This window comes from Corynebacterium sp. CCUG 51687 (genome assembly GCF_024453995.1).
Taxonomy (GTDB): domain Bacteria; phylum Actinomycetota; class Actinomycetes; order Mycobacteriales; family Mycobacteriaceae; genus Corynebacterium; species Corynebacterium pseudogenitalium.
On the sequence record NZ_JAGPYT010000017.1, the window covers coordinates 1 to 25787 of the forward strand.

Consider the following 25787-nt stretch of genomic DNA (forward strand, 5'->3'; position numbering starts at 1 on the left):
TGCTCGACTACGCCACCGACACAAACCAACACGAACTCGTAGAGATAGCCGCCGAATCTGGCTACCAAGGCCTCGTATACGCCCTTGCAGGCGCAACCCCCACCAATAGGCAACCTCAGGATGCTGGTGAACACTGTGGGCTGACCATCCGTGAAGACGGCCAATACCTACGTGGCTGGTTTTGCATGAACGCTACCGACGGTGTGGCCTTTCAAGCAGCCCTGCGCGCAGGAGCGCACGCCTATGCGGATGACCACGCGATGGATGAGGCTGATGCGCAGATGATGCGCTCAACCTTCGGGCTGCCACCGGCACGATTAATGCTGCAATCACTGATGGGGATGGTGCACATGGTGCGCACCGGGGCCGCTAAGCATGCGACGATGGCGCCTGCAGCACAGGTGATGGTGCATATGACATCAGATGGGCGGGCATTTTTGCCGAATCACATGGCGGCGCCTGCCGCACGGCTTGCCAACTTGGTAGATCATGCAGATTTGATGGGTGTGCTCTATGACGCCCAGGGGCAGGTGGTCAAGTTTGGGCGCAAACGCAGGCTTGCAAGCCCGAAGCAGGTGCAGGTGTTGTTAGGGATGTGGGGGCATAAGTGTGCGGTGCCGGGGTGTGGGCATACCAGGTTTTTGCAGATGCATCATATTAGGGATTGGGCCGAAGGTGGTGCGACGGATGTAGAGAATTTGGTGCCGTTGTGCTCGAGGTGTCATTCGTTGGTCACGGATGGGTTTATCCGGGTGGTCAAGCCGGGACCTGTGTTGTATTTCCGGTTTGCCAGTGGTGAGCAGTGGGTGTGTGAGCCTGGTCGGGTGGGGTATCGCGATGATGCTGCCGAGATTGAGTTGGATGGGTGGGGTGTGGATTCGTTTGCGGATGAGATTGCACCGACGTGGGACTGGGACCGTCCCACAGTCTAAGCACGTCGGTGCATCTTCCTACGGCAGCATTGACTGAATCTGCTTCATCAGCTGAGGGTTCGTAGCGACGACGCCACCAACCAACGCGATGATACCCAGGATTACCAGTGCTGCGATTCCGCCTTTCGAGGAACCGGAGGCGCTGCCACCTTCTTCAGTTGGGGGCTCGGACTGCGTGCTAGCCGCCGGAGTTGTTTCGGACGGGGCTGTAGGCGTTGTTGCCTCGTCGGACGGCTTGGCTGGGACCGAAGTTTGACGCGGAGACTCGGCAGCTGGGGTCGTCCCCTTCGGCTTCTGCGGGGCTGACGTAGCTGACGTCGAGGGCACCGTCGTCTTAGATGGTCTTGCCGGGACCTTTGTTTGCGTTGACGGAGCTGCGGGAGCTGTCGTCTTGGCTGGGCGAGGCTTCGGCACTGAAAGGGTGATCGTCTCGGAAGCTTGATTGCCGGCTTCATCCGTGGCGGTGATGACTACACGGTGTGTGCCCGAATCTTTGGTCGAACCAACAATCCGGTTCCCTTTATGTCGCAGTCCGGCTGGCAGGCCGGTCACGGACAACGCGGTCTTGGTTGCGTCCTCGACTCGGATCGGCAGGTCGAACTTAGTTGCCGCAGGCGGGTTGTGGTCAACCAAGATGCGAGGCAAGACGGTGTCCACCACGCGGAATTCGATGACACCGTCTCCAGTATTTCCAGCCCTATCAGAAGCTGTGACAAAAGCTTGGAAGTATCCAAGCGATGAAGGAGTACCGCTGATTGTGCGAGAGTTTTCGTCGAAGCGCAGGCCGTGAGGGAGGCCCGAAACGGTAACCCGCTTTAGTCCCACGCTGTCTGTTGCATTAACAACATACGAAAACGGTGAACCGACTTCGGACGAAAACTCAGCGTTTTGCACTGTTGGGGAGGTGGTGTCTTCCACAATCAATTCGAGCCCAGCTTCGGACGTATTGCCGCCGGCATCGGTAGCGATGACGGTGACGGAATGCGTACCAACCGCGTCGGTGACGCCATCGATGGCTCTGTTGCTTTCGTCATAGAAAAGTCCGCGGGGAAGACCCTCGACGCGTACGTCGACAGGTGGTGCGTCGTCAACCTCAATGCTGATGGAGTCATTGAATTCCGAATTGGCTTCCCAGCGAGCGTTGCTCCGCACGTTGATGGTCGGCTTCTTCGTGTCGCGCACCTCGAGCTGAACTGTTTCCGTTGCAGTATTGCCAGCGGGGTCCGTGGCGGTTACGTAGATGTCGTGCGTTCCGACTGCGTTGGTCTGCCCGTGAATGTGTCCCTCATATGACGTGAGGTCATCGGGGAGAGCGCTGACTGTCACGTTGGGGGAATAGCCGCTGTTGTCGGTTACTAGAATCTCAAGGTCGGCGTACTCGCCGGCCTCCAAGATCAACGGAGTGGTATCGATGACGGGCGCAGTGGCGTCGGCAATCCAGAATTCGAGGTTGCGTGAGGTCCCGTTCCCGAGGGCATCTCGCGCTGTTACATTCGCGTATTGCCAACCAGGCTTCGTCGGTGTCCCTCGAACAGTGACGGTGGCGCGGAGCCGTGGTTCGTCGTACTGAATGTCCGCATACAGACCTTCTGGCAGGTCGGTTACCTCGACGGTCAGCTCGTTGTACTCGTCCGTGATGGTGAATTCGAAGGGTTCAATCTCGGCATCGGAGTCGAATTCTTTCTTTTCGACGTCCTCAACCACGGGAGCGGTCTTGTCAGTTGCCTTCGCGTATTCGTAGAGAAGGTTTTCCTGCCAGCCCTCTGGAAGCTCAATCGGATTAGTCTCGAGAAGGCTCTGAACTTCAATGCCTTTCACGTTGCCGTTCTCGTCGTAGTAGATCCCGGAAACAAGGCCGGCAACGTTGTCGCCGATGGTAACTGGTGTGTTGATCTCTGGAGCGAAATCGCCATAGGGGAGAAGTAGGATCGCGTCGCCGACTGTGCCTGCCACCGTCAACGAACGCCAGTCGATGCTAGCCGTGTCACTAAGGTGTACCTGGTCGGTCGAAAGGAGCTCCCCAGGTGCATCAGGGTTTTCGCCCAACTGTGTGCCATTTGGGGCCTGGATGTAGGGGAGCTGCGCATCATAGAAGCTACCGATTTCGGCCAGTGCCCAGTGCTTGGGCCACCCGTATGTCGTAGAAACTCCGCGCGCCCCGCCCGGCCCGGTGCACGCGGGGCTGGTGTAGATCCGCTGGTGGACGTGATCGATGTATTTCGCTGTGCACTCCTGGTCGAGGAAGAGGTCGCGGTCATTGTCGTCGAGACCCACGGTGTCGCCCTGGTTGACTGGAACGGGTTGCTCGGCCTCTTTCTGTGCCTTTTGGTATGCGTCCCACTGTTGCATCGCGAGGCCCGAGTAGTTGACGTACTCGTCGCTAGTTGGAGTTTCTTCCCATCCGACAGCTATCCCATACCGCTCGGCCTCGCCTTCGTTTACTCGTTCGTTTCCGGAGTTCACGCCGATAAAGTGACGCTTGCCGTCTTCATCAATGACCCAGTTCGGCCCACCGGAATCTCCCTCATGCATCGGGCTTTGTTGTGTGAGGAGGATGACGTTATTAATCACGCCCATGACGTAGTTCTGCATCACGTGGCCGGTTGTTTGACCGAAGCCGTACACCATCTGACCGACCCGGAGCATTGACGGCAACAGAACGCTGTCGGAGGAGTAGCGATTCTCCCCGAGCAATGCCGAGCGGTTTTCTGGGATATCGATATAGCCCCAGTCTTTGCTCATGGTGCTGTTGGTGAGACTTCCCTCGAAGTCGAACTCAGTCACCATCGCGCCCAGGTAATAGTTCCTGTTTTGTGTGTCGGTGAAGTAGAGAGGGCTGCCATCGCTGCAGTGACCAGCTAAGAAAATACGGCTGTTGGGCTTATCGATGTATCCGACGGTGCAACGATGACCGTTGTTAAAAATTTTGTCACCTTGGTTAATCGTGCTTACTTCGCCCGGAGCATATGACAGCATGGATTCACGCTCGAGGAGTAACGACACTTTGTTCGGTTCGCTTGTCGGAGGAACTTCTGGGTCTGCGAGGAGGACGAGTCCCTGTCTGTGGTCGTCGTTGCTAAAGACGCTCTCATACATCCCGAGGTAGCGGCCGCCGACTGAAACTGGGGCGCCATGTGTCAAATACGCATGGCTCGGAAGCGTAATCGCCAGGAAACCATCGGTGGTGTTCTCAATCGTTGCATCGTAGTCTTCCCGTGGGCCGTGAACGGTCACGGTATTCCCGGCCGAGAGGTACGAACCGAGAACTGGCTCAGCTGACTCACCGACTTGTGGAAGCAGCGAGTCCGGGATCGCGTAGGAAGCGAAGCGATTCAGGAAGAGATCTTTGTTGCGAGAAAAATCGGTCTGCCTGTCCTCGAAGTAGTGTATGGAGCCCTCGGAGTCGCGGTAGTACAGGGAATGCCCTTCGCCGCAAAGCGCGTCGGTATACACACGCCCATCCGCGATGTGGGCAACCTGGCAAAAGTACTCAGCGCCACCCTTTGAGAATGAGAGCTCATCCCGCTGCTCGAACAGCTCCTCATGCTGATCGGGCACCCACTGACTTGTCGTCTGGGCTGTGGCGTCGGGCGGGGAGAAGACAGTGGCGCTCATCGCGAAGGCTGTGAAAAGGGCGATAAGCGTCTTACCAGGTCGGAAGCTTCGCATGAATTAAATGTACAGAATCTTCACGAGCTTCTCACAGTTTTGGTATAGGAGATGCGTCACGAAGTCCGAGCATGCGCTTGACCACGTTCTCGGCAGAGATGAGGCACATGGGCACACCGACGCCAGGAACGGTGGTTTGCCCCGCGTAGTACAGGTTGTCCACTTTGGCGGAAATGTTGCGACCGCGGAAGAACGCGGATTGCCGCAGGGTATGTGCAGGCCCGATGGCGCCACCTGCGAAGGAGTAGTAGCGTCCGGCGAAGTCGGCGGGGCCGATAGTTCGCTTCACGACGACCCGTTCCCGCAGGTCAGCGACACCAGTGCGTGCGACGATGAGGTCCAGTGTCGCGTCAACGATGGCGGCGACGCGCGGGGACTCTGCAGCGCCGTACGCGTCCCCGTGACCGATTGACGGGTCAGCCGCAACCGGGATGAGCACGAACAGATTCTCACACCCGGCGGGCGCGACAGTCGGGTCCGTGGCGGAGGGCTTGCACACGTAGATCGAGCGCGATGCGTCGCGCGAGCCGCTGCTGTCAGCAGGGAACACGGCGTCGAAGTCTTCGCCCCACTCCTCGGAAAAGAACAGCGTGTGGTGAAGCAGTTCCGGCAGCGCACCGCGCACACCAATGAGCGCGAGTACGCAGCTCACACCTGGGTTGTGGTGCTTAAAGTGCGCCTCGGAATAGGTGCGAGCAGACGCGGGGAGCAACGAAGTCTCGGTGTGGTGCAAGTCTCCGGCGGCGACGATGGCGTCGGCGGGCAGGAAGCGTGTCCCGCTTTCGCTGAGCACGTGGACGCCGGTGGCGGAACCGGCGATAACTTCGATGCGGGTCGCCTCGTGCTCGAGCAAAAACTCGACGCCGTGCGCGCGGGCGAGCCGCTCGAGCGCCGTGACGATGCCGCTGAATCCGCCTTGCGGGTAGCGCACGCCGAGAGTCAGGTCGGTATGGCTCATCAGGTGGTACAGGCTCGGGGTGTCGCGTGGTTGCGAGGACAGGAACACTGCCGGGTACTGCAGGATCTGGCGCAGGCGAGGGTCGCGGAATCGTTTGTTCACGTAGCGCTGCAGCGGCTGGAGCAGCAACACCGCGAGGGTGAATGCGCGGGAGACGACGTCGCTGTGCAGGAACGGCCGCAGCGAACTGAACGTGGTGTAGAGGAAGCGGTCGAGCGCGATGTTGTAGACGTCGGCCGCGCTGGCGAGGTAGTCGCGCAGCGCGTCGCCCGCGCCGGGCTCGAGGGACTCGAAGAGGTCGGCGACGGCGTCGGTACCGAAGGGGACGTCGAGAAGCGGGCGGTGTTCGGGGTAGATGCGGTAGCCGGGGTCGAGAAGTTGCAGGTCGAGCTCTGCCGCGGTGGAGGTGCCCATGAGCTCGAAGAAGTGGTCGTAGGCCTCGGGCATGAGGTACCAGGAGGGGCCGGTCTCGAAGCGGAAGCCGTCGATGCGCAACTCGTCCGCGCGCCCGCCGAGGTGTCCATTCTTTTCGACGACCACCACCGCCGCACCGCGCTTCGCCAGCAGGCACGCTGTTGCCAGGCCTGCGATTCCCCCGCCGATGATGACAACGCGCTTCGTCACTGCAGCCTCCTTCCCGTCGCCGCCGTCCGCGCGATGATCGCTGCTTTCCGCGGCGCGGACACCCGGACTCGTTGGGTGAGGATGGCTTCTGGTGGCGTGTCCGCGAGCAAGTCGGTGAGCGCTTCGAACAGGTTCGCCGCTACCGCGACGGCGACACCGCAGCGCTTGGGCAGCGCGGGGATGGCGGACCACGCGGCGTCGAAGTCGTGGCGGATGTCCGCGATGATCGCGTCTCTGCCGGCCTTGGTCAGCGGGCAAGGAGCCTGCGGGAAGTAGTTACGGGCGAGCCGGTTGGTGTCGTCGGCGTAGTCGCGCAGGAAGTTCACCTTCTGAAACGCGGCCCCCAACGCCCGTGCCCCTTCCTGCAGCTTGCCGTACTCGGCCTGGGGAGGGCGTCGGCCCCCGAAGAAGACATCCACGCACAGCAAACCGATGACCTCGGCGGAGCCGTAGATGTATCGCTCGACGGACTCCTCCGTGTGCGCCTCGCCGGTTACGTCGTGGTGCATCGAGGTGAAGAACGCGGCGAGGTGGGCGTCGTCGAAGTTGCAGCGGCGCGCGGTATCGGCGAAAGCGTGCAGGATCGGGTCGGTGTGGAACGTGGTTGCTGTGGCGCTGCGGACGCGCTGCTCGTAGTCCTTGAGGGCTGCCGCGCGCTCGGGGGAGGGGGTGGCGCCGTCCACAATTTCGTCGGCGATGCGCACCACCGCGTAGAGGTTGCGGATGTCGGTTCGCTGCGGCTCGGGAAGTAGTCGCGTGGCGGCGCCGAAGCTCGTCGAATAGCTGCCAATGACCTCGCTCGCGGCGCGCCGTGCCATGTGGCTGTAGCGTTGCTGCGGGCTGGGGTGGGAGCGAAACATTGGTGGGCTTTCAGGTCATCGGAAGTGATTTTTCATAGTCTAGGCTACATGTGGACCCGCGGTGGGAGCCGTGCTGGGAATACCACGCGTGTAACTACTATATGTAGTATCACTTGCAGAAATATCACCCAAGGTATAGTGTCTTCTCTTGTAGCGCCGATCAAGACGGCGCGGGGAAAACTCCCGAAATAGTCTTCATTTTATGTAGAGAGAGAGCCCACAGGTTATGTCTATTACCGTTTACACCAAGCCGGCGTGCATGCAGTGCAAAGCAACTACCAAAGCACTCGAAAAAGCAGGGCTGGAGTACGACCTCGTAGATATCTCCGTCGACGACGAAGCGCGTGACTACGTCCTCGCGCTCGGCTACCTCCAGGCACCAGTCGTTGAGGTAAACGGCGAGCACTGGTCTGGGTTCCGCCCGGAGCGCATCCGTGGCCTGGCTGCGGCTTAACTCTTCCGACGTCTCACGCCGCTAGTGTTTTACACATTGGCGGCTCTTTTTATGTAGAGGGCATCCAACATGTTGATCGTGTACTTCTCGTCGTTGACAGAGACGACGAAGCGGTTCGTCGATAAGGTGAGGCTTCCGGCGCAGCGTATTCCGTTGCGGCGCACGGACCCAGCACCAATTATCGACGAGCCCTACGTCCTCATCTGCCCGACCTATGGCGGGGGCGTATCGATGACGCACGTGAACACCAAACCTGTCCCGCCGCAGGTCATCAAGTTTTTGAATGACGAACACAACCGCAGCTATATCCGTGGCGTCATCGCGTCTGGCAACTCCAACTTTGGCACGGACTACGGCCTGGCTGGTGACGTAATATCGGAGAAGTGCAACGTCCCGTACCTTTTCCGCTTTGAGCTGCTGGGTACTGATGACGACGTGCTTCGCGTGCGCAACCAGCTGATCGAGCACGCCGACCGCCTCGGTTTGCTGCCGCTGACCCCCGAGCAGGAAGACGCGCTAGAGTCGGTTGGGCAGCTGCCGGGGCAGGAAAACGCACAACGCTTAGCGCAACTGCGCGAGAAATATACAAATAAATACCGTAACGCCGATCGTTAATTAACACTGAAGCATCAAGAGGATATCTGTGTCTACGAACCCTATTCATGGCAAGAATGTGCCGGAGCCGGTCAACGAGGCTGACATGCTGGACTACCACACGCTCAACGCACTGCTGAACCTGTACGACGAAAACGGTCAGATCCAGTTCGATAAGGACCGCGAGGCTGCGAATCAGTTCTTCCTGCAGCACGTGAACCAGAACACGGTGTACTTCCACGACCTCGAAGAGAAGATGAAGTACCTGGTGGACAACAAGTACTACGAGCCCGAGGTTATTGAGGCATATGACTGGGAGTTCGTGAAGGACACGTTCAAGCGTGCGTATGCCTTTAAGTTCCGCTTCAAGTCCTTCCTGGGCGCGTACAAGTACTACACCTCGTACACCCTGAAGACATTCGACGGTCGCCGTTACCTCGAGCGCTTCGAGGACCGCGTGGCGATGACCGCGCTCTTCCTCGCTGACGGCAGGGAAGAGGTTGCATCCGCACTGGTCGATGAGATCATGACGGGCCGCTTCCAGCCAGCGACGCCGACGTTCCTCAACGCAGGCAAGGCGCAGCGCGGCGAGCTCGTGTCCTGCTTCCTGCTGCGCATCGAGGACAATATGGAGTCCATCGGCCGCGCGATTAACTCTTCGCTGCAGCTGTCGAAGCGTGGCGGCGGCGTGGCGTTGCTGCTATCGAACATTCGTGAGGCCGGCGCGCCAATTAAGCACATCGAGAACCAGTCTTCTGGCGTGATCCCAGTGATGAAGCTGCTCGAGGACTCCTTCTCCTACGCGAACCAGCTCGGTGCGCGTCAGGGTGCAGGTGCGGTCTACCTGAATGCGCACCACCCGGACATCATGAAGTTCCTGGACACCAAGCGCGAAAACGCTGACGAGAAGATTCGTATTAAAACGCTCTCGCTGGGCGTCGTCGTCCCAGACATCACCTTTGAGCTGGCGAAGCGTAACGACGACATGTACCTGTTCTCGCCGTACGACGTCGAGCGCGTCTACGGCGTTCCGTTCGCCGACATCTCCGTCACCGAGAAGTACGAAGAGATGGTGGAAGACCCGCGCATCCACAAGTCGAAGATTAATGCGCGTCAGTTCTTCCAGACGCTGGCGGAGATCCAGTTCGAGTCCGGCTACCCGTACATCATGTTCGAGGACACCGCGAACCGAGCGAACCCGGTCAAGACTGGCCGCATTAACATGTCCAACTTGTGCTCCGAGATCCTGCAGGTCAATTCCCCGTCGGAGCTCAACGCTGACCTGACGTACGCGAAGGTCGGCCACGATATTTCCTGCAACCTTGGCTCCTTGAACATTGCGATGGCGATGGATTCCGACGACTTCTCCCGCACCGTCGAGACCGCAATCCGCGGTCTTACGGCGGTGGCGGACAAGACGTCGATTGACTCGGTGCCGTCGATCCGTGAGGGTAACGACGCCTCCCACGCCATCGGCCTGGGCCAGATGAACCTGCACGGATTCCTTGGCCGCGAGCACATCCACTACGGCTCAGAGGAAGGCCTCGACTTCACGAACGCCTACTTCGCGGCCGTGATGTACGAGTGCATCAAGGCATCGCACAAGATCGCAGTGGAGACGGGCAAGAAGTTCGAAGACTTCGAGCGCTCCGAGTACGCCACCGGCGAGTTCTTCGACCGCTACAACCCGGAGGATTTCCAGCCGAAGACGGAGAAGGTCAAGGCGCTGTTCGAAAAGTCGACGATTGCAGTGCCGACGGCCGAAGAATGGGCAGCACTGAAAGAAGCGGTCGCTCGCGACGGCATCTACAACCGCTACCTGCAGGCAATCCCGCCGACCGGCTCGATTTCTTACATTAACAACTCAACCTCCTCGATCCACCCAATCGCGTCGAAGATCGAGATCCGTAAGGAAGGCAAGATCGGTCGCGTCTACTACCCGGCACCGCACCTGAACAACGAGAACACCGAGTACTTCGACGACGCCTACGAGATCGGCTTCGAGAAGATCGTCGACACCTACGCTGTCGCTACGAAATACGTCGACCAGGGCCTGTCGCTGACCCTGTTCTTCAAGGACACGGTGACGACGCGCGACCTGAACCGCGCGCAGATCTACGCATGGCGCAAGGGAATTAAGTCCCTGTACTACATCCGCCTGCGCCAGATGGCCCTGGAGGGCACCGAGATCGAGGGCTGCGTATCCTGCATGCTGTAAGCGCTGGTTGAGAACAGTGCTGGCTTAGAACTCGACGAAGCCGTCCACTCCGCGCAGAAGGCTCCAGGATGCGTTTTCTGCTCCTGTTGAGTCGCCGGATTGGATGGCTTCTGCCACTTTCAGGTGGTATGCCATTGCATCAAGGTGTGGGTCGTTCGGCATGATGCCGTAGCGGGTGCGCCCTTCAAGCACGTACAGAATGGGAAGGGTGAGGGTGCTAAACATCTCGTTGCCGGAGCACTCCAATATTAAGGTGTGAAAACGTTTATCCGCCTCGAGGAACGCGTCCGTGTTGCCCTGTCCAGCTTCGGAGAGCTCCATGAGCTGTTCGGCGAGCGCCTTGAGTTCCTGTGCTTGTTCCTTCGTTGCGTTCGTCGCTGCGAGCGCTGCTGCGACCGGCTCGACTGCCTTGCGCAACTGGTCGAGTGACACGATCTGCTTCGCTCGGTGCGCTTCGCTGCTGAGACGCCAACGGATCACCGCCTGGTCAAAGACAGCCCAGTGTTCTTCCGGCAGCACCTTAATGCCGACTCTGCGAGAGGAGCTCACAAGCCCGAGCTGCTCCAGCGCGCGCATTGCCTCACGCGCGACTGTGCGCGAAATCCCAAACCGGCTGGAAAGATCCTGGAGCGTAAAGCGCTCTCCCGGCGCCATTGTCCCCGATACAATCTCGCCCCCAAGCTCGTCGAGCACCTTGGTCAGAAGAGGTCCTTCGGCGGATTCGGCAGGATCGAGGGTGAGAGGCATGCTATTCATCCTTTTTCTCGTATCGGAGAGTTTGAATTGAGACTATTAATCAGCATAACCCCGGCTGTGAACTACAACGCAACGAGTCGGGCATGGGTGGGGGTAGGAGGGGGTGAATCCTAAGGAGAAAGCGCTGTAGGGAACTGGTCGCGTTTGGCGAAAGTCAAAGTCGGCTGTCCGGAATGTACCCCCGCCAAGTGTCCGCCGCGCGGACAATCGCAACCGGCGCCGCTGCGTAGAGGCGCTTGCGCTAAGATGGGCGCCATGACTGAAGAGTATCTTGGCTACCTGCAGGCTCATAAGGAGCCGATGAAGGCGATTAACTGGAACGAAATCCCTGATGAGAAGGACCTCGAGGTGTGGGACCGCCTCACGGGTAACTTCTGGCTCCCAGAAAAGATTCCTGTTTCGAATGACATTCCGAGCTGGAACACGCTGACTGATGATGAGCAGCTTTCCACGATGCGCGTGTTCGCAAACCTGACGCTACTGGATACGCTGCAGGGCACCGTCGGTGCGGTATCTCTGCTGCCGGACGCGAAGACGCTGCACGAAGAGGCCGTCTATACGAATATTGCGTTCATGGAGTCCGTACACGCCAAGTCCTACTCGAACATTTTCATGACGCTGGCGTCCACTCCGCAGATTAATGAGGCGTTCCGCTGGACAGAAGAAAACAAAGAGGTGCAGCGCAAGGCTAAGATTGTAGAGTCCTACTACCGTGGCGACGACCCAATGAAGAAGAAGGTCGCCTCCGTCATGCTGGAGTCCTTCCTCTTCTACTCGGGCTTCTACCTGCCTTTGAACTGGGCGGTGCACTCGAAGCTGACGAACACCGCGGACATTATCCGCCTGATCATCCGCGATGAGGCCGTGCATGGTTACTACATTGGTTACAAGTATCAGGTTGGTCTGCGCGACGAGTCCCCGGAGCGCCAGGAGGAGCTCAAGGAGTACGCCTTCGATATTCTCTACGACCTGTACGAGAACGAGATTCAGTACACGGAAGATATCTACGATCCGCTGGGCTGGACCGAGGACGTGAAGCGTTTCCTGCGCTACAACGCGAACAAGGCCCTCAATAACCTGGGCTACGAGGGGCTTTTTCCGGTCGATGAGGCTCGCGTTTCGCCGGCGATCCTGGCGTCGCTATCGCCAAACGCGGATGAGAATCACGACTTCTTCTCTGGCTCGGGTTCCTCGTACGTCATTGGCAAGGCCGAGGAGACCGAGGACGATGACTGGGACTTCTAACCCAGTCAGCTGAGTGCTTTTCGACGCCACTTCGTGCCACCGCAGCAGTTTGCGGTGGCACGTTTTTCGTTTCCGGACGTAAACATGCCCAAACTTTGGGTTGATACTAAACGGGGGACGTGTGTGGGGGAGTTTCGAAACGTTGCGAGCGTACTGGCTTGTGCTATGCGTTTGGTGGCTGCTGTGACTGTTGGTGTTTCGGCAGGTAACTCATGGTGGCTGTTGTCAGGCCTTGGCAGGGGTGCGAGGTGGACGTTGGGGAAAGGCCCGGAAAGGCTGGCAAATGTATGGGCGCGTCACTTAAGATGATGCGGTATCACAATTAGCTTTCGTGTACCTGTTTTGTGTGCGAAAGTTACAGTCAGGAGGAACGAATGACCGCTGTGGCGCCAAGGCTGGAGACAAAAGTCCAGTCGACACGTCCGGAGCCAACTGGCAATGGCCGGATTGGCTCTCAGATTTATAAGCAGCTCACCACGACAGACCACAAAGAGCTGGGCATCATGTACATCATCATGTCCTTCATCTGGTTCTTCGTTGGTGGCTTGATGGCTCTGCTGATCCGTGCTGAGTTGTTCAGCCCGGGCCTGCAGTTCCTGTCCAACGAGCAGTTCAACCAGCTGTTTACCATGCACGGCACCGTGATGCTGCTTGCGTTCGGTACGCCAGTTGTGTGGGGCTTCGCTAACTATGTCCTGCCGCTGCAGATCGGCGCGCCGGATGTGGCGTTCCCACGTCTGAACGCATTCGGATTCTGGATTACCTCCGTTGGCGTGTTCGCGATGCTGGCTGGGTTCTTGACCCCGGGTGGTGCGGCTGACTTCGGCTGGACCATGTACATGCCGCTTGCTGACGCAACGCACACCCCATCCGTATCCGCGAACCTGTGGATCGTCGGTGTGGGCGCAACCGGTATCGGTACCGTCGCATCCGCGATCAACATGCTGACCACCGTGCTCACCATGCGTGCGCCAGGCATGACGATGTTCCGTATGCCAGCGTTCACCTGGACCGTGTTCGTCACCTCGATCATCGCGCTGATGATCTTCCCGCTGCTGCTCGCTGCTGCACTGGGCGTGCTGTACGACCGCCTGCTGGGTGGCCACATTTACGACACCGCAAACGGCGGCGCAATCCTGTGGCAGCACCTGTTCTGGTTCTTCGGACACCCTGAGGTGTACGTCCTGGCGTTGCCGTTCTTCGGCATCATCTCTGAGATCATCCCGGTCTTCTCCCGTAAGCCAATGTTCGGCTACATCGGCCTGATCTTTGCAACGCTCGCGATTGCTGGCCTGTCGATGGCTGTGTGGGCGCACCACATGTTCGCAACCGGTGCAGTTCTGCTTCCGTTCTTCTCCTTCATGACCTTCCTGATTTCCGTCCCAACCGGCGTGAAGTTCTTCAACTGGGTGGGCACGATGTGGAACGGACACATCACCTTTGAGACTCCGATGCTGTGGGCGATGGGCTTCCTGTTCACGTTCCTCTTCGGTGGCCTGACCGGTATTATGCTGGCTTCGCCACCGCTGGACTTCCAGCTGCATGACTCCTACTTCGTGGTTGCGCACTTCCACTACACCCTGTTCGGTACCGTGGTGTTCTCCGCAATCGCTGGTGTCTACTTCTGGTTCCCGAAGATGACCGGCCGCATGCTGGACGAGCGCCTGGGCAAGATCCACTTCTGGTTCACGTTCATCGGTTTCAACATGACCTTCCTGGTCCAGCACTGGCTGGGCAACATGGGTATGCCACGCCGCTACGCTGACTACCTGGATACCGACGGCTTCACGCTGCTGAACCAGATCTCCACGGTCGGCTCTTTCATCCTGGGCATCGGTATGCTGCCGTTCATCTGGAACGTCATCAAGTCCTGGCGTTACGGCGAGATTGTTACCGTGGATGACCCATGGGGCTACGGCAACTCGCTCGAGTGGGCAACCTCCTGCCCGCCACCGCGCCACAACTTCACCGCGCTGCCACGTATCCGCTCCGAGCGTCCTGCGTTCGAGCTGCACTACCCGCACATGGTCGAGCAGCTGCGCCGCGAGGCTCACAGCAACCACAAGGCTGATACGCCAGCAACGTGGAAGGGCACGAACTCCGGGAAGTAGCCAAATGGTGAATCCCTCATCCTGACAGATCACACCCCTCATCGGTTTTCCGATGAGGGGTTTTGTGTTGCTCAAAAGTGCTACTCTCATCACAGTCAGCCAGTAACACGAAGGAGCACACCACCAATGACGGCGTTTGAGGTAGAGCTGCAAGCAGGTCTCAAGCCTGCGGTTATCACCGCGTCGGGCCCAGACCGCCCGGGCGTTTCGGGTTCGTTTTTCACAACCCTGTCGCGCCACAATGTCCAGTTGCTCGACGTGGAGCAGACGGACTTCCGAGGGCGCCTGATGCTGGCAGCGTTCGTGGGCATGGACCCAAACGACTTGGTGGATATCGAGCGTGAGCTGCGCGTCGCCCTGTGGGACTATGGTCAGCGCGTCACCATCGAAACGGATGTCTCCGCCCGCGCGGACCAGCGCCCGCGTTCCACGCACGTGGTGGTGGTCCTTGGCAACCCGGTTACGGCTGAGGCGGTGTCACGGCTGGGGACGGAGTTGGCGTCGGTAGGCGCAAACATTGACACGATTCGCGGGATCGCGCAGTACCCGGTGACAGGTTTGGAGCTGTGCATTACGATCCCGAATTACTCGCCGGGTGACGGGCAGGAGATCCGCAAGAAGCTCGCGGAGATCTCAGCAGAGCTGGGGATTGATCTCGCGATGGAACACGCGGGCTTGCACCGCAGGATGAAGCGCCTGGTGTGCTTCGACTGTGACTCGACCTTGATCACTGGCGAGGTCATCGAGATGCTGGCTGCGCACGCGGGACGTGAGGCTGAGGTCGCTGCTGTGACTGAGCGCGCGATGCGCGGCGAATTGGACTTTGAGGAGTCGCTGCGCGAGCGAGTGAAGGCACTGGCGGGGCTCGACGCGTCGGTGATTGAGCAGGTGGCGAAGGACATTGTGCTCACGCCTGGAGCGAGGACCACGATCCGCACATTGAACTCGATGGGGTACCGCACCGCAGTGGTGTCCGGTGGGTTCATTCAGGTGCTGGAGGGCCTGGCGGAGGAGCTGGAGCTCGACTACGTGCGCGCGAACACCCTCGAAATTGAGGATGGCAAGCTGACCGGTCGGGTGATCGGCAAGGTGGTGGACCGCCAGGCGAAGGCGGAGTTCCTGCGCGAGTTTGCTGAGGACAGCGGCCTGCGCATGGACCAGACGATCGCGGTGGGCGATGGCGCGAACGACATCGATATGCTCTCTGTCGCTGGTCTGGGCATTGCGTTTAATGCGAAGCCGGCGTTGAAGGAGATCGCGGACGCGTCGGTGAACCACCCGTTCCTGGACGAGGTGCTCTACATGATCGGCATCCCGCGTGACGAGATCGACGACTCGAATGAACGCCAGGGCATCGATGGTCGCGTCGCTCTGACAAACCGCGAAGCATGAGCAGACAGTTAGCTTGGCAGCTCCTGCACGAGCGCACCAGCGCTGACTACCGGCAGCGCACCGAGGACCCGCGCGACCCCGAGACGGTGCAGGCGATGCAGCTGGTGATCAACCTGCCGAAGCAGGACCCGCCGGCACGTAACGCCGTGCTAGTCGACGCCGCCCGCGCCACCGTCGCTGTCTGTCTCGCGGAACAAGCGGGCGAGCCCGGGCCGTGGCGGGAGCACCTGCAGCGCTGGTACGACCACCGCATCCGCAAGGTGACTCGACGGGCGCGAAACAAGGCGTGGTTGGATGTGCAGGAGGTGCCCGGGGTGACGGTCGGGTCGGTGCGGGCGTTTGTGCCATCCGCGGTGTGCGACGTGCCACACGAGGTATCGAAGCTGCAGATCAAGGGGACGGACCTGCCGATGGAGCCGGTGGAGGGGCAGGTGGGGGCGTCGACACCTGTGATTGTGGTGGGTGCTGGGCTCGAGATGTCTGCGGGGAAGGCGGCCGCACAGGTGGGGCATGCCTCAATGCTGCTTGCTGCGCAGCGCCCGCTCGAGTGGGTGCAGGCGTGGGCCGAGGACGGCTTCCCGCTGAGTGTCCGCGAGGCGGACAGCGGCGTGTTTGCGGAGTGCTTGGCGTACGCGCGCGAACACGACGGCGTGGTGGTCGCCGACGCAGGGTTCACGGAGGTCGCGCCAGGCTCGGTGACGGCGCTGGCGTTTAGCGCGCTGCCACCAAGCGTTTTAGCGCGCCTCTGACGGTATCGGGGTTGGTGGTCTCCCAGAAGGCTGGGAGGCTGCGGCGCAGGAAGGACCCGTAGCGCTTCGTCACTAAGCGGTTGTCGAGCACAGCGACGACGCCGCGGTCACTGACCGAGCGCAGCAGGCGGCCCGCGCCCTGCGCCATGAGGAGTGCTGCATGCGTGGCGGAGACCTCCATGAACCCGGAGCGCCCGGCAGCATCCGCGGCGTTGGCACGTGCCTGCAACAGCGGATCGTCGGGGCGGGGGAACGGGATGCGGTCGATGATGACAAGCGACAGGGAACGGCCGGGGACGTCGACACCCTGCCAGAGGGTCAGCGTGCCGAACAGGCAGCTGTTCTCGTTGCGGGCGAACTTGTCCACGAGCGCGCCGGTGGAGTCTTCGCCCTGCAACATGATGTCGAAGGGGAGGCGTGTGCGCATCGCCTCCGCGGCCTGCTGGGCGGCGCGGCGCGAAGAGAAGAGACCGAGCGTGCGACCGCCGGCAGCGGTGATGAGCTCGGCGATCTCATCGAGCGTCGCGTCCGACAGGCCGTCGCGGCCAGGTGCAGGCAGGTGCTTGGCGGTGTAGAGGATGCCGGACTTCGCCGGGTCGAAGGGGGTGCCGGCGTCGAGGCTGTCCCATGTCTTGTCCGGAAGACCCCAGGAGGCCGCCATGGCGTTGAAGTTCCCGCCGACAGTCAACGTGGCTGAGGTGAGCACCACGGTGTGTTCGCCGAAGAGCTTCTCCCGCAGCAGGGCGGCGACGGAGAGTGGCGCGACGGCCACGGAGTCGTCGTACTTGTCGGAGCGCGTCAGCCACACCACGTCGTAGTGCTTGGCTGGGTCGTCCTCGTCGAAAACTTCGAGGATGCGGACGGTGGCGTCGTGCAGGTCCTCGAGGTGGTTCTTGAGGTTGCCGCGCTCGGCAGCGGTTTCTGGGTCGTTCGCGGCCTCGCCCTCGGGGGCGTCCGCGATGGCGTTGCGTGTGCGCCACAGTGCATCGCGGACACCGGTGAAGGCGCCGCGCGCGGGATCGGAGATGCGCTCCCAGCGGCCGGGCTCCTCCAGAGCGAGCGCCGCGCTGAAGTCGTCGGCGACGTCTTCGAGGATCGCCTTATCCGCACCGAGCTTGCCCGCACGCCGCGCAGCGAGCGTCAGTGCGCGTGCGGACAGCTCGTTGGTTGCTACGGAGGTGATGCGCCCGTCGAGCTCGTGGGCCTCGTCGATGATGACGACGTCGTGCTCCGGCAGTACGTCAACGTCTGCGAGGGCGTCGATAGCTAGCAGCGCATGGTTGGTTACCACCACGTCGACGGAGCGGGTCTTCTCCCGCGCAAGCTCGGCGAAACATTCGTCGCCGTGCGGGCAGCGGCTCGCTCCCAGGCACTCGTTGGAAGTAACGGACACCTGGCGCCACGCCAAATCGGGTACGCCGGGTTCGAGGTCGTCGCGGTCGCCGGTCTCGGTGTCCTGCGCCCACTCGGCCACCCGCTTGACGTGTTTGCCCAGCCAGGAAATGTCGTCTTCCTCGATGAGCGCCTCCGGTGTCTCCTCGTCTAGCCCGATTTTGTGCAGGCAGACGTAGTTGTTGCGGCCCTTCTGGATCGCGAAGGTTGGACGGCGCTCCAAAAGCGGTTCGAGGGCGTCGGCGAGCCGGGGCAGGTCGCGCTCGACGAGCTGGCGTTGCAGCGCGATGGTGGCTGTCGATACGACGACGGTGCTGTCCGACTGCTGCGCGTGCCGAATCGCGGGGATGAGGTAGGCGAGCGACTTGCCGGTGCCAGTGCCAGCCTGCACGGCGAGGTGGCGTCCGGCATCGATCGCTTTGGTGACGGCCTTCGCCATCGCGACCTGCCCGGGGCGCTCTGCGCCACCGAGGGCGGCGACGGCGGCCGCGAGCAGGTCTTCGGTCGTTTGGGCGAAAGGCTGGTCACTCACATCGGGAAAGTCTACCTACTCGGTGGGCTCAGGGAAGCCGACGAAGCGCGTCGGGATCGCCGCATCGCCCTTCGCCAGCGCCAAGCCCTCCCACGGCAGGGTGGTGCGAGCGGTATTGTGCAGCTCGCGGGCAGCCTCGAGCTCGTCATGCTTGTCGACGACCTCTCCGTCTCGAATCAGTGGTACCACCAGGTCACGGTACTCGAGGGCTGGCTTCGTATCGATTTCCGCGCGCAGCGGGTAGATGAGCTCCGCCACCGCGACGCCGGAGGCGCGGTAGGCGCGCTTGGCCAGCTTCGCGCCGCCGTAGGTGCGCTTCCCGGAGGAACGCTTGGCCACAGGGTGGCCGTCGACCTCTACAAGCTTGTACACCAGCGTGGCCGTCGGCGCGCCGGAGCCGGTGACCACCGAGGTGCCGACGCCGAAGCCGTCGACAGGGTCGCCGCGCAGGCCCGCGATGGCGAACTCGTCAAGGTCTGAGGAGACGATGATCTTGGTGTTGAACGCGCCGGCCTCGTCGAGCTGGGCGCGCACGCGGCGCGACACGATGCCCAGGTCGCCGGAGTCGATGCGGATCGCGCCCAGCTCAGTGCCCGCGACCTCGAGTGCGTGCTCGATGCCCTTGGTGATGTCGTACGTATCGACGAGCAGCGTGGTGTCCTTGCCCAGGCTTTCGACCTGTGCCTTAAACGCGGAGACCTCGTCGGGGCGGCCCTCTTCGTCGACGTGCAGCAGCGTCCACGCGTGGGCGGCGGTGCCGGAGGCCGGGATGCCGTATCGGTAGGAGGCTTCCATGTTGGAGGTGCCGACGAACCCCGCGATGTAGGAGGCACGCGCAGCAGAGACCGCTGCCTGCTCGTTGGTGCGTCGCGAGCCCATCTCTATGATCGGGCGGCCATCAGCTGCCGTGACCATGCGGGACGCGGCGGAGGCCACCGCGGAGTCGCCGTTGAGGATCGACAGGATGACTGTCTCCAGGATCACGCACTCGGCGAAGGTGCCGCGCACTGTCATGATGGGGGAGTATGGGAAGTAAATGTCGCCCTCGCGGTAGCCATCGACCTGGCCGGAGAACGAGTAGTCCCGCAGATATTCCTTGGCCTCGTCAGAGAGGAAGTCGAGCGCGTCGATTTGCGCGTCGGTGAAACGGAAGTTCTGGATGGCGTCGACAACTCGGGCGGTGCCTGCGACGACGCCGTAGCGGCGGTCATTCGGCAGGCGGCGGGTAAAGACCTCGAAGGCGCACTGCCTGTGTGCGGTGCCGTCTTGAATGGCGGCGTCGAGCATGGTCAGCTCATACATGTCCGTCAGGAATGCCGTCGAGTAGTTGGGGTGGGCCTGGTTTTCAGTCATGTTCGATGAGTGTAGTGCGTAGACGGGACTGCTGGGTGCATTAGCACACAATGCTTGCGGGCGTCGTGTTTCTGAAGCAGGTAAGGTGGTGCACATGAAAAAGACAGGAATTGTAGCGATGAGTTCGCCAATGGCGTCTCCTGAGCTCGACGAAGCCATCGACGTCGAGGTTGCGACGAGCGAAAACCTGCCGTGGATGTGCATAGTGTGGGACGACCCCGTCAACCTGATGAGCTATGTCACCTACGTTTTTCAAACAGTCTTGGGCTACGACCGCAAGCGCGCCCAGGAGCTCATGATGCAGGTGCACACCGAGGGGAAAGCGGTGGTGTCCTCTGGTGAAAAAGACAAGGTCGAGGGCGACGTGAAGAAGCTGCACACCGCTGGCCTCTGGGCAACAATGCAGCAGGCCGGATAGGCCAGGGCAAGGAGAGAGTAGCGAATGCAAGCTTGGCGGAAGAAGAAGGGCCTGTTGCGCTCAGGCATCAAATTTACGACGCTGTTTGACCCCCTCGAGCGCGAGATCATCGGGGACTTGACGGCGACGGTGTCCGAGGCGTTGATCGCTAGGGCGCAGTCCGCGCCGCGCGACGAGTTCTCGGAGATGATGGGGCTGTCTGTGGGCCACTCCGAGGCGCCGACGGACCCGAAGCTAGCCCGCCTGCTGCCGGACTTTGAGCGGGAGCAGGACGAGGAGTTCGAGGGCGACAACGGCCTGCTTCGCAGCTTGCACGAAAACGACATCATCAAGGCGAAGCTGACCAACCTGCAGGTGGTCAACGAGGCGCTGGGCCCAACCGGTGGCGTTGAGGTGACCATCGAGGAAGAGGAGGCACACCAGTTCCTGGCGGCGCTCAACGACATGCGCCTGTACGTCTCGGCCGACGACCGCGGCGGCGAGGCCGCCGAGCAGCAACGCGCGCAGCTCATCGAGTGGCTGGCGTTCTGTCAGGAGTCGCTGCTGCAGGCGATGATGGGCGAGTAAGCATATGACGCAACCTCCACACGCACCGAGGCCAGGCTGGGGCTACGGCCAGACTGGGCAGCCGGGTTACGGCAAGCCCTTCGACCGGCCGTTCTCGCACCCGGACCAGCAGCTTGCCGCGTTTGGCGTCGACCCTGCGATGGACCCTGCCGCGCAGCGCAAGAGCAAGTTCAAGCAGCAGCGCAGAACCGGGCTGCTGTTCGCCCTCGGCTACATCGCGATTATCTGGGCCGTGCACATCCTGAACATGGCGGTGTTCGGCGGAGGGCTGAATAACTTTGGCGTGCACCCGCTGGACCTGACCAGTATCTGGCACATCTTCACCTCGCCGCTGCTGCACGCTGACCTGGACCACCTGATCGGTAACACCGGCTTGGGCGCGCTCTTTGCGTTCCTGGTGGGATACTCCGGCAAGCGGGTGTTCTGGGAGGTCACCGCGTTCGTGGTGCTGGTTGGCGGGATCGGCACCTGGTTGTTCGGCGGCATCGGCACGAACCACATTGGCGCCTCGGGCCTGGTCTACGGCTGGCTGGCGTACCTGCTGGTACGCGGCTTCTTTAACAAATCGGCAGGCCAGGTGCTGCTGGGCGTCATCCTCGGGTTTACGTACTCGGGCCTGATGTGGGGCGTGCTCCCACTGGTCGAAGGTGTCAGCTGGCAGGCCCACCTCTTTGGAGCGATTGGCGGCATGGCGGCAGGCATGATTATCACCTCGGACGACCCGCCGGAGCTCGCGATGAAGAAAGCGCAGAAGAAACAGCGCAAGAATCCGAATCAGCCCTATGGGCTAGGATGATGTGACGTGAAAACGCTCGAGAACAATGCTCCTATCGGTCTTTTCGACTCTGGCGTGGGCGGACTGACGGTAGCCCGCGCCGTCATCGACCAGCTGCCCAACGAGTCGATGATCTACATCGGCGATACCGCGAACAGCCCGTACGGGCCACAACCGATTGCGCAGGTGCGCCAACACGCGATGCGTATCGCCGACGAACTGGTGTCGCGTGGCTGCAAGATGCTGGTCATCGCCTGCAACACGGCCACTTCCGCATTCTTGCACGACGCCCGCGAGCGCTACGACATCCCAGTTGTTGAGGTGATTCAACCAGCGGTGCGGCGCGCAATCGCGACGACGCGAAATAACAAAATTGGTGTCATCGGTACGCAGGGCACCATCACCTCCGGGGCCTACCAGGACCTGTTCGCGCTCAACTCAAATTTGGAGGTGACGGCCACCGCCTGCCCGCGGTTCGTCGAGTTCGTGGAGCGCGGCGTGACGTCGGGCCCGGAGATCCTCAGCATTGCCAAGGAGTACTTGGCACCGCAGCGCGAAGCGGGCGTCGATACGCTGGTGCTGGGCTGCACCCACTATCCGCTCCTCTCTGGCATCGTGCAGCTTGCAGTGGGGGACGACGTCACACTCGTGTCCTCCGCGGAGGAGACTGCGAAGGACGTGCTCCGCATCCTCACTGAGCGCGACTTGCTGGCTGATCCCGAGGTGGAACCAACGCGAACCTTTGAATCCACCGGCGACCCGGCAGTGTTTGACTCCCTCGCGACGCGCTTCCTTGGGCCGATGGTGCACGCCGTAAACCACCCCATGAGCTAGGCCACAGCTGCCGGTTTTTACTGACATGGCTACAAAACTGAGCGTTTTTAGTGGAAACGTTAGAAATTGCGTAGTTTTCATGGCACAGTAATTCCATGAAGTTGACCATTCTCGGGTGTTCAGGGAGTTTAGGCGCCCCCGGTAATCCCGGCTCGTCCTATGTGATCAGTACTCCGGGCAACCCGGACATACTGATGGACTTTGGGCCAGGCGCCTTGGCTGCAATGCAGACGCGCGAGGAAATGGATCCTTCCAACGCGCACCTGATTTTTTCGCACCTGCACGCGGATCACTGCTCTGACGTGCCCTCGCTGCTGGTATGGCGACGCTACCACCCGGAGAAGCCCGCGGAGAGCGCGCATAAGCTGTACGGCCCAGGCCACGCTGCGACGCACTTTGGCCGCATGGCTGCGAACACCGCCGACGAGGTCGACGACATCAGTGACACCTTTGACGTACACACGTGGAGCCCCCGAACCCCGGTTGAGATAGATGGCGTGCAGGTCACCCCGTTCCCGGTGGATCACCCGGCGCAGGAATCGCACGCGCTGCGGGTCACGTGCAAGAAGACCGGCGCGACGCTGGTCTACTCGGGCGATAGCGGGGTCACGCCTAACCTAGTCGAGGCGGCCCGCGACGCAGATCTCTTCCTCTGCGAGGCCGCCTGGGGTCCGACATCCGAGGGGATGGCGCCCGGCATGCACCTGTCTGGTGAAGAAGCGGGGCGGATTGCGCGCGAAGCGGGCGTCAAGAAGCTCGTGGTTGTGCACATCCAGCCGTGGGCGGACCAGCAGGCCACGCTTGAGGCCGCTGCGCGCGAGTTCGGCGGGCCGACGGTGCTCGGCAAGCCCGGCGCCTGCTTCGAGCTGTAACGCAGTGCGTTACCCTGGAGGGCATGACAACTTCTGATTTTCTGCGCGCAGACGGGCGCGCGCTCGACGAAATGCGCCCGGTGCGTATCACCCGCTCGTTTACCTCGAACCCGGCAGGTAGCGTCCTTGTAGAGTTCGGCAACACCCGCGTCATGTGCACCGCCTCCATCGAGGAAGGCGTGCCGCGCTTCAAGAAGGATTCCGGCGAAGGTTGGCTGACCGCCGAATACTCCATGCTCCCGGCCGCAACCCACGAGCGCATGCCACGCGAATCGATGCGTGGCAAGGTGAAGGGCCGCACCCACGAGATTTCCCGCCTGGTCGGGCGTTCGCTGCGCGCTGCGGTGGACCTGCGCCAGCTGGGGGAGAACACGATCCAGCTCGACTGCGACGTCCTCCAAGCCGACGGCGGCACCCGCACCGCCTCCATCACCGGCGCGTACGTCGCGCTTGCGGACGCCATCTCCGTACTCAAAGAGCGCGGTGTCGTACCGGGTGAGCCGCTGCTCGCGCCAGTCGCCGCAGTCTCCGTAGGGATTATCGACGGCCGCGTTTGCCTCGACCTGCCGTACGAAGAAGACTCCCGCGCTGAAGTTGACCTCAACGTAGTGATGCAGGAGGGCGATAACTTCGTCGAAATTCAGGGCACCGGCGAGCACGGCCTGTTCGGCCGCGAGGAGCTCAACCAGATGCTCGACGTGGCACAGAAGGGCTTGAACGAGCTCATCCAGGCGCAGAAAGCCGCGCTGGCATGACGGTAAGGGTGCTGGTTGCGTCCAATAACGCAAAGAAGCTCAAAGAACTTCAGCAGGTACTCGACGACTGCGGCATCGACGGCGTGGAACTCGTCGCCCTCGGTGAGGTGGAGCCGTACCCGGAGCCGAAAGAAGACGGGCTGACGTTTGAGGAGAACGCGCTGATCAAGGCGCGCGCCGGGGTAGCAGCCACCGGGCTGCCATGTGTGGCGGACGATTCCGGCCTGGCTGTCGCCGCGCTCAACGGGATGCCCGGCGTGCTCTCCGCCCGCTGGTCCGGGCATACCGGGCCGCACGGCGCCGTAGACACCGACACCGCGAACAACAACTTGTTGCTCGCGCAGATGGCGGACATCGCTCAGCGTGACGCGGCGTTCGTGTCCTGCTGTGCGCTCGTGACCCCGCAAGGCGAGGAGTTCACCGCCGAAGGCCGCTGGGAGGGTAGCCTGCTCGAAGCGCCGAAGGGCGAGCACGGCTTCGGCTACGACCCCATCTTCCAACCCGCTGACACCCCCGGCCGCTCGTCGGCGCAACTCAGCCCGGAAGAGAAAAACGCCCGCTCACACCGTGGGACGGCGTTGCGGGCGCTTGCACCGCACATCGCGGCGTTGCGTAGTTAGGCGTGGGCAGCTAGCGCAGCTGGAACGTGCGCGTGACCTCGTTGCGGCGCTTCGCCTCCACCCAGAATGACAAGAAGGGGACGACGCCAGAAATCGCGGTCACCGCCCACGTCTGCGCAGCCCAACGCGCCTTCAGCCCCAGGTTCAGCGAGGTGACCAGGAACAGGATGTACGCCAGCCCGTGCACGCGCGCCACCCATTCCAGCATGGACACGTCCATGTGCAGGAGGTACTGCATGATCATGCGCGCGCACAGGAGCAGCAGCAGAATGCCTGTTGTCCACGCTGCGACAGAGAACGCCGTGAGCGCCTGCTTCACTCTGCGCTGACGCTCCGGGTGAATCTTGGGTGCGGCTTCATTTGGCTGCGGCTGAGTCATACGTTCAGGCCTCTTACTTTCTGTTCGGTTCGCTCTTTGGTTCGCTGTTTGGTTCCGTCGAATTACGACGGCGTGGTGCGAGCATTGAGTTGTATTCTTCCACATCGAGCGTAGGGCGTTCCGGCAGGAAATCCTCATCGATTTCCACCGGCTCACGACTCCCGTCCGCACCGTAGCGTGCAAGGTCCGCCTCGTAGAGCTCATCCATCGAGCCCGATGCGTTCAGCGCGTCAATCTTTTCGTTTTCCATCCTCAACCCCGCCTTGTAGGCGTAGACGAAAAACGCACCAAAGAACGGCCACTGCAATGCGTAACCCAGGTTTTGGAACGTGCCCGTCCCGGACTGGTAGCGGGTCCACTGCCAGTACGCCAGCAGACAGCACGTAATCACCGCGGCGATCAGCAACACGATGTGCCACGCGCGAACCCGAACGTGCCGACGCTTCGGCGCGCCCTCTTCACCTGGGAAACTGTTCTGCTCGCTCACAGTGCCACAGTCTAGCAACACCACTAATCGACGCCTCCTCCGACAAGGTTGTCGCCCCGATGTTTGCTCCGTGTTTGTGGGTGTCCACGGGGCGGACACATTTGGCGTCTTGCCGCTGACAGGTGGAGCAGATCGCGTGTCCGCGCGGCGGACAACGGGGGAGTGGATCCTGTGTCCGCGGGGTGGAAGATGAAAAGGGGGTTGTGTGTCCGCGCGGCGGACACATTTGATGTCTTGCCGC

Annotated in this window: 22 protein-coding genes and 1 pseudogene; 15 read left to right on the plus strand and 8 right to left on the minus strand. The window is 61.4% G+C overall.

Annotated elements, in window-relative coordinates:
- Nucleotides 1-932 (plus strand): HNH endonuclease signature motif containing protein (locus tag KBX13_RS10990; protein ID WP_256022187.1); only part of this gene is annotated, 932 nt, incomplete at its 5' end.
- A gap of 18 nt (nucleotides 933-950) precedes the next feature.
- On the opposite strand, the gene KBX13_RS10995 is transcribed toward KBX13_RS10990, so the two are convergent.
- The 3 genes from KBX13_RS10995 to KBX13_RS11005 are packed head-to-tail and all read right to left on the minus strand — an operon-like array spanning nucleotide 951 to nucleotide 7001.
- Nucleotides 951-4601, minus strand: a complete 3651-nt coding sequence (locus KBX13_RS10995) for a putative Ig domain-containing protein (protein WP_256022189.1) — start codon at nucleotides 4599-4601, stop codon at nucleotides 951-953.
- A gap of 31 nt (nucleotides 4602-4632) precedes the next feature.
- Nucleotides 4633-6183 (minus strand): phytoene desaturase family protein, encoded by a 1551-nt coding sequence (gene crtI / locus KBX13_RS11000; protein ID WP_256022190.1) that lies wholly within the window; start codon nucleotides 6181-6183, stop codon nucleotides 4633-4635.
- Nucleotides 6180-7001: a phytoene/squalene synthase family protein gene (locus tag KBX13_RS11005; RefSeq protein WP_256022192.1), complete on the minus strand. Its 822-nt coding sequence runs from the start codon at nucleotides 6999-7001 to the stop codon at nucleotides 6180-6182. The genes crtI and KBX13_RS11005 overlap by 4 nt, the downstream gene beginning before the upstream one ends.
- A 268-nt stretch (nucleotides 7002-7269) precedes the next feature.
- Between KBX13_RS11005 and nrdH the strand changes: the two genes are divergently transcribed.
- From nrdH to nrdE, 3 genes and pseudogenes are all read left to right on the plus strand, one after another.
- Complete coding sequence (gene nrdH, locus KBX13_RS11010; protein ID WP_070361976.1) at nucleotides 7270-7497, plus strand: glutaredoxin-like protein NrdH; 228 nt, start codon at nucleotides 7270-7272, stop codon at nucleotides 7495-7497.
- A gap of 69 nt (nucleotides 7498-7566) precedes the next feature.
- Nucleotides 7567-7989 (plus strand): annotated as a pseudogene (nrdI, locus tag KBX13_RS11015) (class Ib ribonucleoside-diphosphate reductase assembly flavoprotein NrdI); the annotation flags it as partial.
- 208 nt (nucleotides 7990-8197) lie between these two features.
- On the plus strand, nucleotides 8198-10309 hold the full coding sequence (gene nrdE / locus KBX13_RS11020) for a class 1b ribonucleoside-diphosphate reductase subunit alpha (protein WP_256022200.1): 2112 nt from the start codon (nucleotides 8198-8200) through the stop codon (nucleotides 10307-10309).
- 24 nt (nucleotides 10310-10333) lie between these two features.
- Here the strand turns inward: nrdE and KBX13_RS11025 are convergent, their stop codons facing one another.
- Nucleotides 10334-11056, minus strand: a complete 723-nt coding sequence (locus KBX13_RS11025; protein ID WP_070975261.1) for a FadR/GntR family transcriptional regulator — start codon at nucleotides 11054-11056, stop codon at nucleotides 10334-10336.
- A 264-nt stretch (nucleotides 11057-11320) separates the two neighbouring features.
- Here KBX13_RS11025 and nrdF point away from each other — a divergent pair, with 264 nt between their 5' ends.
- From nrdF to KBX13_RS11045, 4 genes are all read left to right on the plus strand, one after another.
- Nucleotides 11321-12310 (plus strand): class 1b ribonucleoside-diphosphate reductase subunit beta, encoded by a 990-nt coding sequence (nrdF, locus tag KBX13_RS11030; RefSeq protein ID WP_070363445.1) that lies wholly within the window; start codon nucleotides 11321-11323, stop codon nucleotides 12308-12310.
- Nucleotides 12311-12684: 374 nt separating this feature from the next.
- Nucleotides 12685-14421 (plus strand): cytochrome c oxidase subunit I, encoded by a 1737-nt coding sequence (gene ctaD / locus KBX13_RS11035; protein ID WP_070361980.1) that lies wholly within the window; start codon nucleotides 12685-12687, stop codon nucleotides 14419-14421.
- 126 nt (nucleotides 14422-14547) lie between these two features.
- The gene (gene serB, locus KBX13_RS11040) at nucleotides 14548-15813 is read left to right on the plus strand and encodes a phosphoserine phosphatase SerB (protein ID WP_256005424.1); all 1266 of its coding nucleotides are present in this window, start codon (nucleotides 14548-14550) and stop codon (nucleotides 15811-15813) included.
- A complete protein-coding gene (locus tag KBX13_RS11045) occupies nucleotides 15810-16562 on the plus strand; it encodes an aminoacyl-tRNA hydrolase (protein WP_256022193.1) in 753 nt (250 codons plus the stop codon). Before serB ends, KBX13_RS11045 begins: the two co-directional genes overlap by 4 nt.
- On the opposite strand, the gene KBX13_RS11050 is transcribed toward KBX13_RS11045, so the two are convergent.
- Nucleotides 16525-18486 (minus strand): ATP-dependent DNA helicase, encoded by a 1962-nt coding sequence (locus KBX13_RS11050; protein ID WP_256007920.1) that lies wholly within the window; start codon nucleotides 18484-18486, stop codon nucleotides 16525-16527. The two genes, KBX13_RS11045 and KBX13_RS11050, sit on opposite strands and share 38 nt — an antisense overlap.
- Nucleotides 18487-18501: 15 nt before the next feature.
- Nucleotides 18502-19839, minus strand: a complete 1338-nt coding sequence (locus tag KBX13_RS11055; RefSeq protein WP_256022195.1) for a nicotinate phosphoribosyltransferase — start codon at nucleotides 19837-19839, stop codon at nucleotides 18502-18504.
- A 118-nt stretch (nucleotides 19840-19957) separates the two neighbouring features.
- Between KBX13_RS11055 and clpS the strand changes: the two genes are divergently transcribed.
- The 7 genes from clpS (at nucleotide 19958) to rdgB (ending at nucleotide 24680) form a co-directional block, all read left to right on the plus strand.
- Nucleotides 19958-20257, plus strand: a complete 300-nt coding sequence (clpS, locus tag KBX13_RS11060) for an ATP-dependent Clp protease adapter ClpS (RefSeq protein ID WP_071565662.1) — start codon at nucleotides 19958-19960, stop codon at nucleotides 20255-20257.
- A gap of 24 nt (nucleotides 20258-20281) precedes the next feature.
- Complete coding sequence (locus tag KBX13_RS11065; RefSeq protein WP_070361986.1) at nucleotides 20282-20824, plus strand: DUF2017 domain-containing protein; 543 nt, start codon at nucleotides 20282-20284, stop codon at nucleotides 20822-20824.
- 4 nt (nucleotides 20825-20828) lie between these two features.
- Nucleotides 20829-21620, plus strand: coding sequence for a rhomboid family intramembrane serine protease (locus KBX13_RS11070; RefSeq protein WP_370687344.1), 792 nt, complete (start codon nucleotides 20829-20831; stop codon nucleotides 21618-21620).
- Between the two features lie 6 nt (nucleotides 21621-21626).
- The gene (murI, locus tag KBX13_RS11075; RefSeq protein WP_071573752.1) at nucleotides 21627-22433 is read left to right on the plus strand and encodes a glutamate racemase; all 807 of its coding nucleotides are present in this window, start codon (nucleotides 21627-21629) and stop codon (nucleotides 22431-22433) included.
- A 95-nt stretch (nucleotides 22434-22528) separates the two neighbouring features.
- Nucleotides 22529-23305, plus strand: a complete 777-nt coding sequence (locus tag KBX13_RS11080) for an MBL fold metallo-hydrolase (protein ID WP_070975254.1) — start codon at nucleotides 22529-22531, stop codon at nucleotides 23303-23305.
- Between the two features lie 23 nt (nucleotides 23306-23328).
- Nucleotides 23329-24060 carry a ribonuclease PH gene (gene rph, locus KBX13_RS11085; protein ID WP_070478462.1) on the plus strand — a complete coding sequence of 244 codons (732 nt, stop codon included), beginning with the start codon at nucleotides 23329-23331 and terminating at the stop codon, nucleotides 24058-24060.
- A complete protein-coding gene (gene rdgB / locus KBX13_RS11090) occupies nucleotides 24057-24680 on the plus strand; it encodes an RdgB/HAM1 family non-canonical purine NTP pyrophosphatase (RefSeq protein WP_256022197.1) in 624 nt (207 codons plus the stop codon). Before rph ends, rdgB begins: the two co-directional genes overlap by 4 nt.
- Before the next feature lie 10 nt (nucleotides 24681-24690).
- Here the strand turns inward: rdgB and KBX13_RS11095 are convergent, their stop codons facing one another.
- Complete coding sequence (locus tag KBX13_RS11095) at nucleotides 24691-25059, minus strand: DUF3817 domain-containing protein (protein ID WP_256000873.1); 369 nt, start codon at nucleotides 25057-25059, stop codon at nucleotides 24691-24693.
- A gap of 13 nt (nucleotides 25060-25072) precedes the next feature.
- On the minus strand, nucleotides 25073-25546 hold the full coding sequence (locus KBX13_RS11100; protein WP_256022198.1) for a hypothetical protein: 474 nt from the start codon (nucleotides 25544-25546) through the stop codon (nucleotides 25073-25075).
- Nucleotides 25547-25787 lie beyond the last annotated feature (241 nt).

Excerpts from the sequence above, each read along its gene's own strand:
- KBX13_RS10995 (WP_256022189.1), bottom strand. The coding sequence starts at position 4,601 with ATGCGAAGCTTCCGACCTGGTAAGACGCTTATCGCCCTTTTCACAGCC.
- KBX13_RS11005 (WP_256022192.1), bottom strand. The coding sequence starts at position 7,001 with ATGGCACGGCGCGCCGCGAGCGAGGTCATTGGCAGCTATTCGACGAGC.
- nrdH (WP_070361976.1), top strand. The coding sequence starts at position 7,270 with ATGTCTATTACCGTTTACACCAAGCCGGCGTGCATGCAGTGCAAAGCA.
- nrdE (WP_256022200.1), top strand. The coding sequence starts at position 8,198 with ATGCTGGACTACCACACGCTCAACGCACTGCTGAACCTGTACGACGAA.
- KBX13_RS11025 (WP_070975261.1), bottom strand. The coding sequence starts at position 11,056 with ATGCCTCTCACCCTCGATCCTGCCGAATCCGCCGAAGGACCTCTTCTG.
- nrdF (WP_070363445.1), top strand. The coding sequence starts at position 11,321 with ATGACTGAAGAGTATCTTGGCTACCTGCAGGCTCATAAGGAGCCGATG.
- ctaD (WP_070361980.1), top strand. The coding sequence starts at position 12,685 with ATGACCGCTGTGGCGCCAAGGCTGGAGACAAAAGTCCAGTCGACACGT.
- serB (WP_256005424.1), top strand. The coding sequence starts at position 14,548 with ATGACGGCGTTTGAGGTAGAGCTGCAAGCAGGTCTCAAGCCTGCGGTT.
- KBX13_RS11045 (WP_256022193.1), top strand. The coding sequence starts at position 15,810 with ATGAGCAGACAGTTAGCTTGGCAGCTCCTGCACGAGCGCACCAGCGCT.
- KBX13_RS11055 (WP_256022195.1), bottom strand. The coding sequence starts at position 19,839 with ATGACTGAAAACCAGGCCCACCCCAACTACTCGACGGCATTCCTGACG.
- clpS (WP_071565662.1), top strand. The coding sequence starts at position 19,958 with ATGAGTTCGCCAATGGCGTCTCCTGAGCTCGACGAAGCCATCGACGTC.
- KBX13_RS11065 (WP_070361986.1), top strand. The coding sequence starts at position 20,282 with ATGCAAGCTTGGCGGAAGAAGAAGGGCCTGTTGCGCTCAGGCATCAAA.
- KBX13_RS11070 (WP_370687344.1), top strand. The coding sequence starts at position 20,829 with ATGACGCAACCTCCACACGCACCGAGGCCAGGCTGGGGCTACGGCCAG.
- KBX13_RS11080 (WP_070975254.1), top strand. The coding sequence starts at position 22,529 with ATGAAGTTGACCATTCTCGGGTGTTCAGGGAGTTTAGGCGCCCCCGGT.
- rph (WP_070478462.1), top strand. The coding sequence starts at position 23,329 with ATGACAACTTCTGATTTTCTGCGCGCAGACGGGCGCGCGCTCGACGAA.
- rdgB (WP_256022197.1), top strand. The coding sequence starts at position 24,057 with ATGACGGTAAGGGTGCTGGTTGCGTCCAATAACGCAAAGAAGCTCAAA.
- KBX13_RS11095 (WP_256000873.1), bottom strand. The coding sequence starts at position 25,059 with ATGACTCAGCCGCAGCCAAATGAAGCCGCACCCAAGATTCACCCGGAG.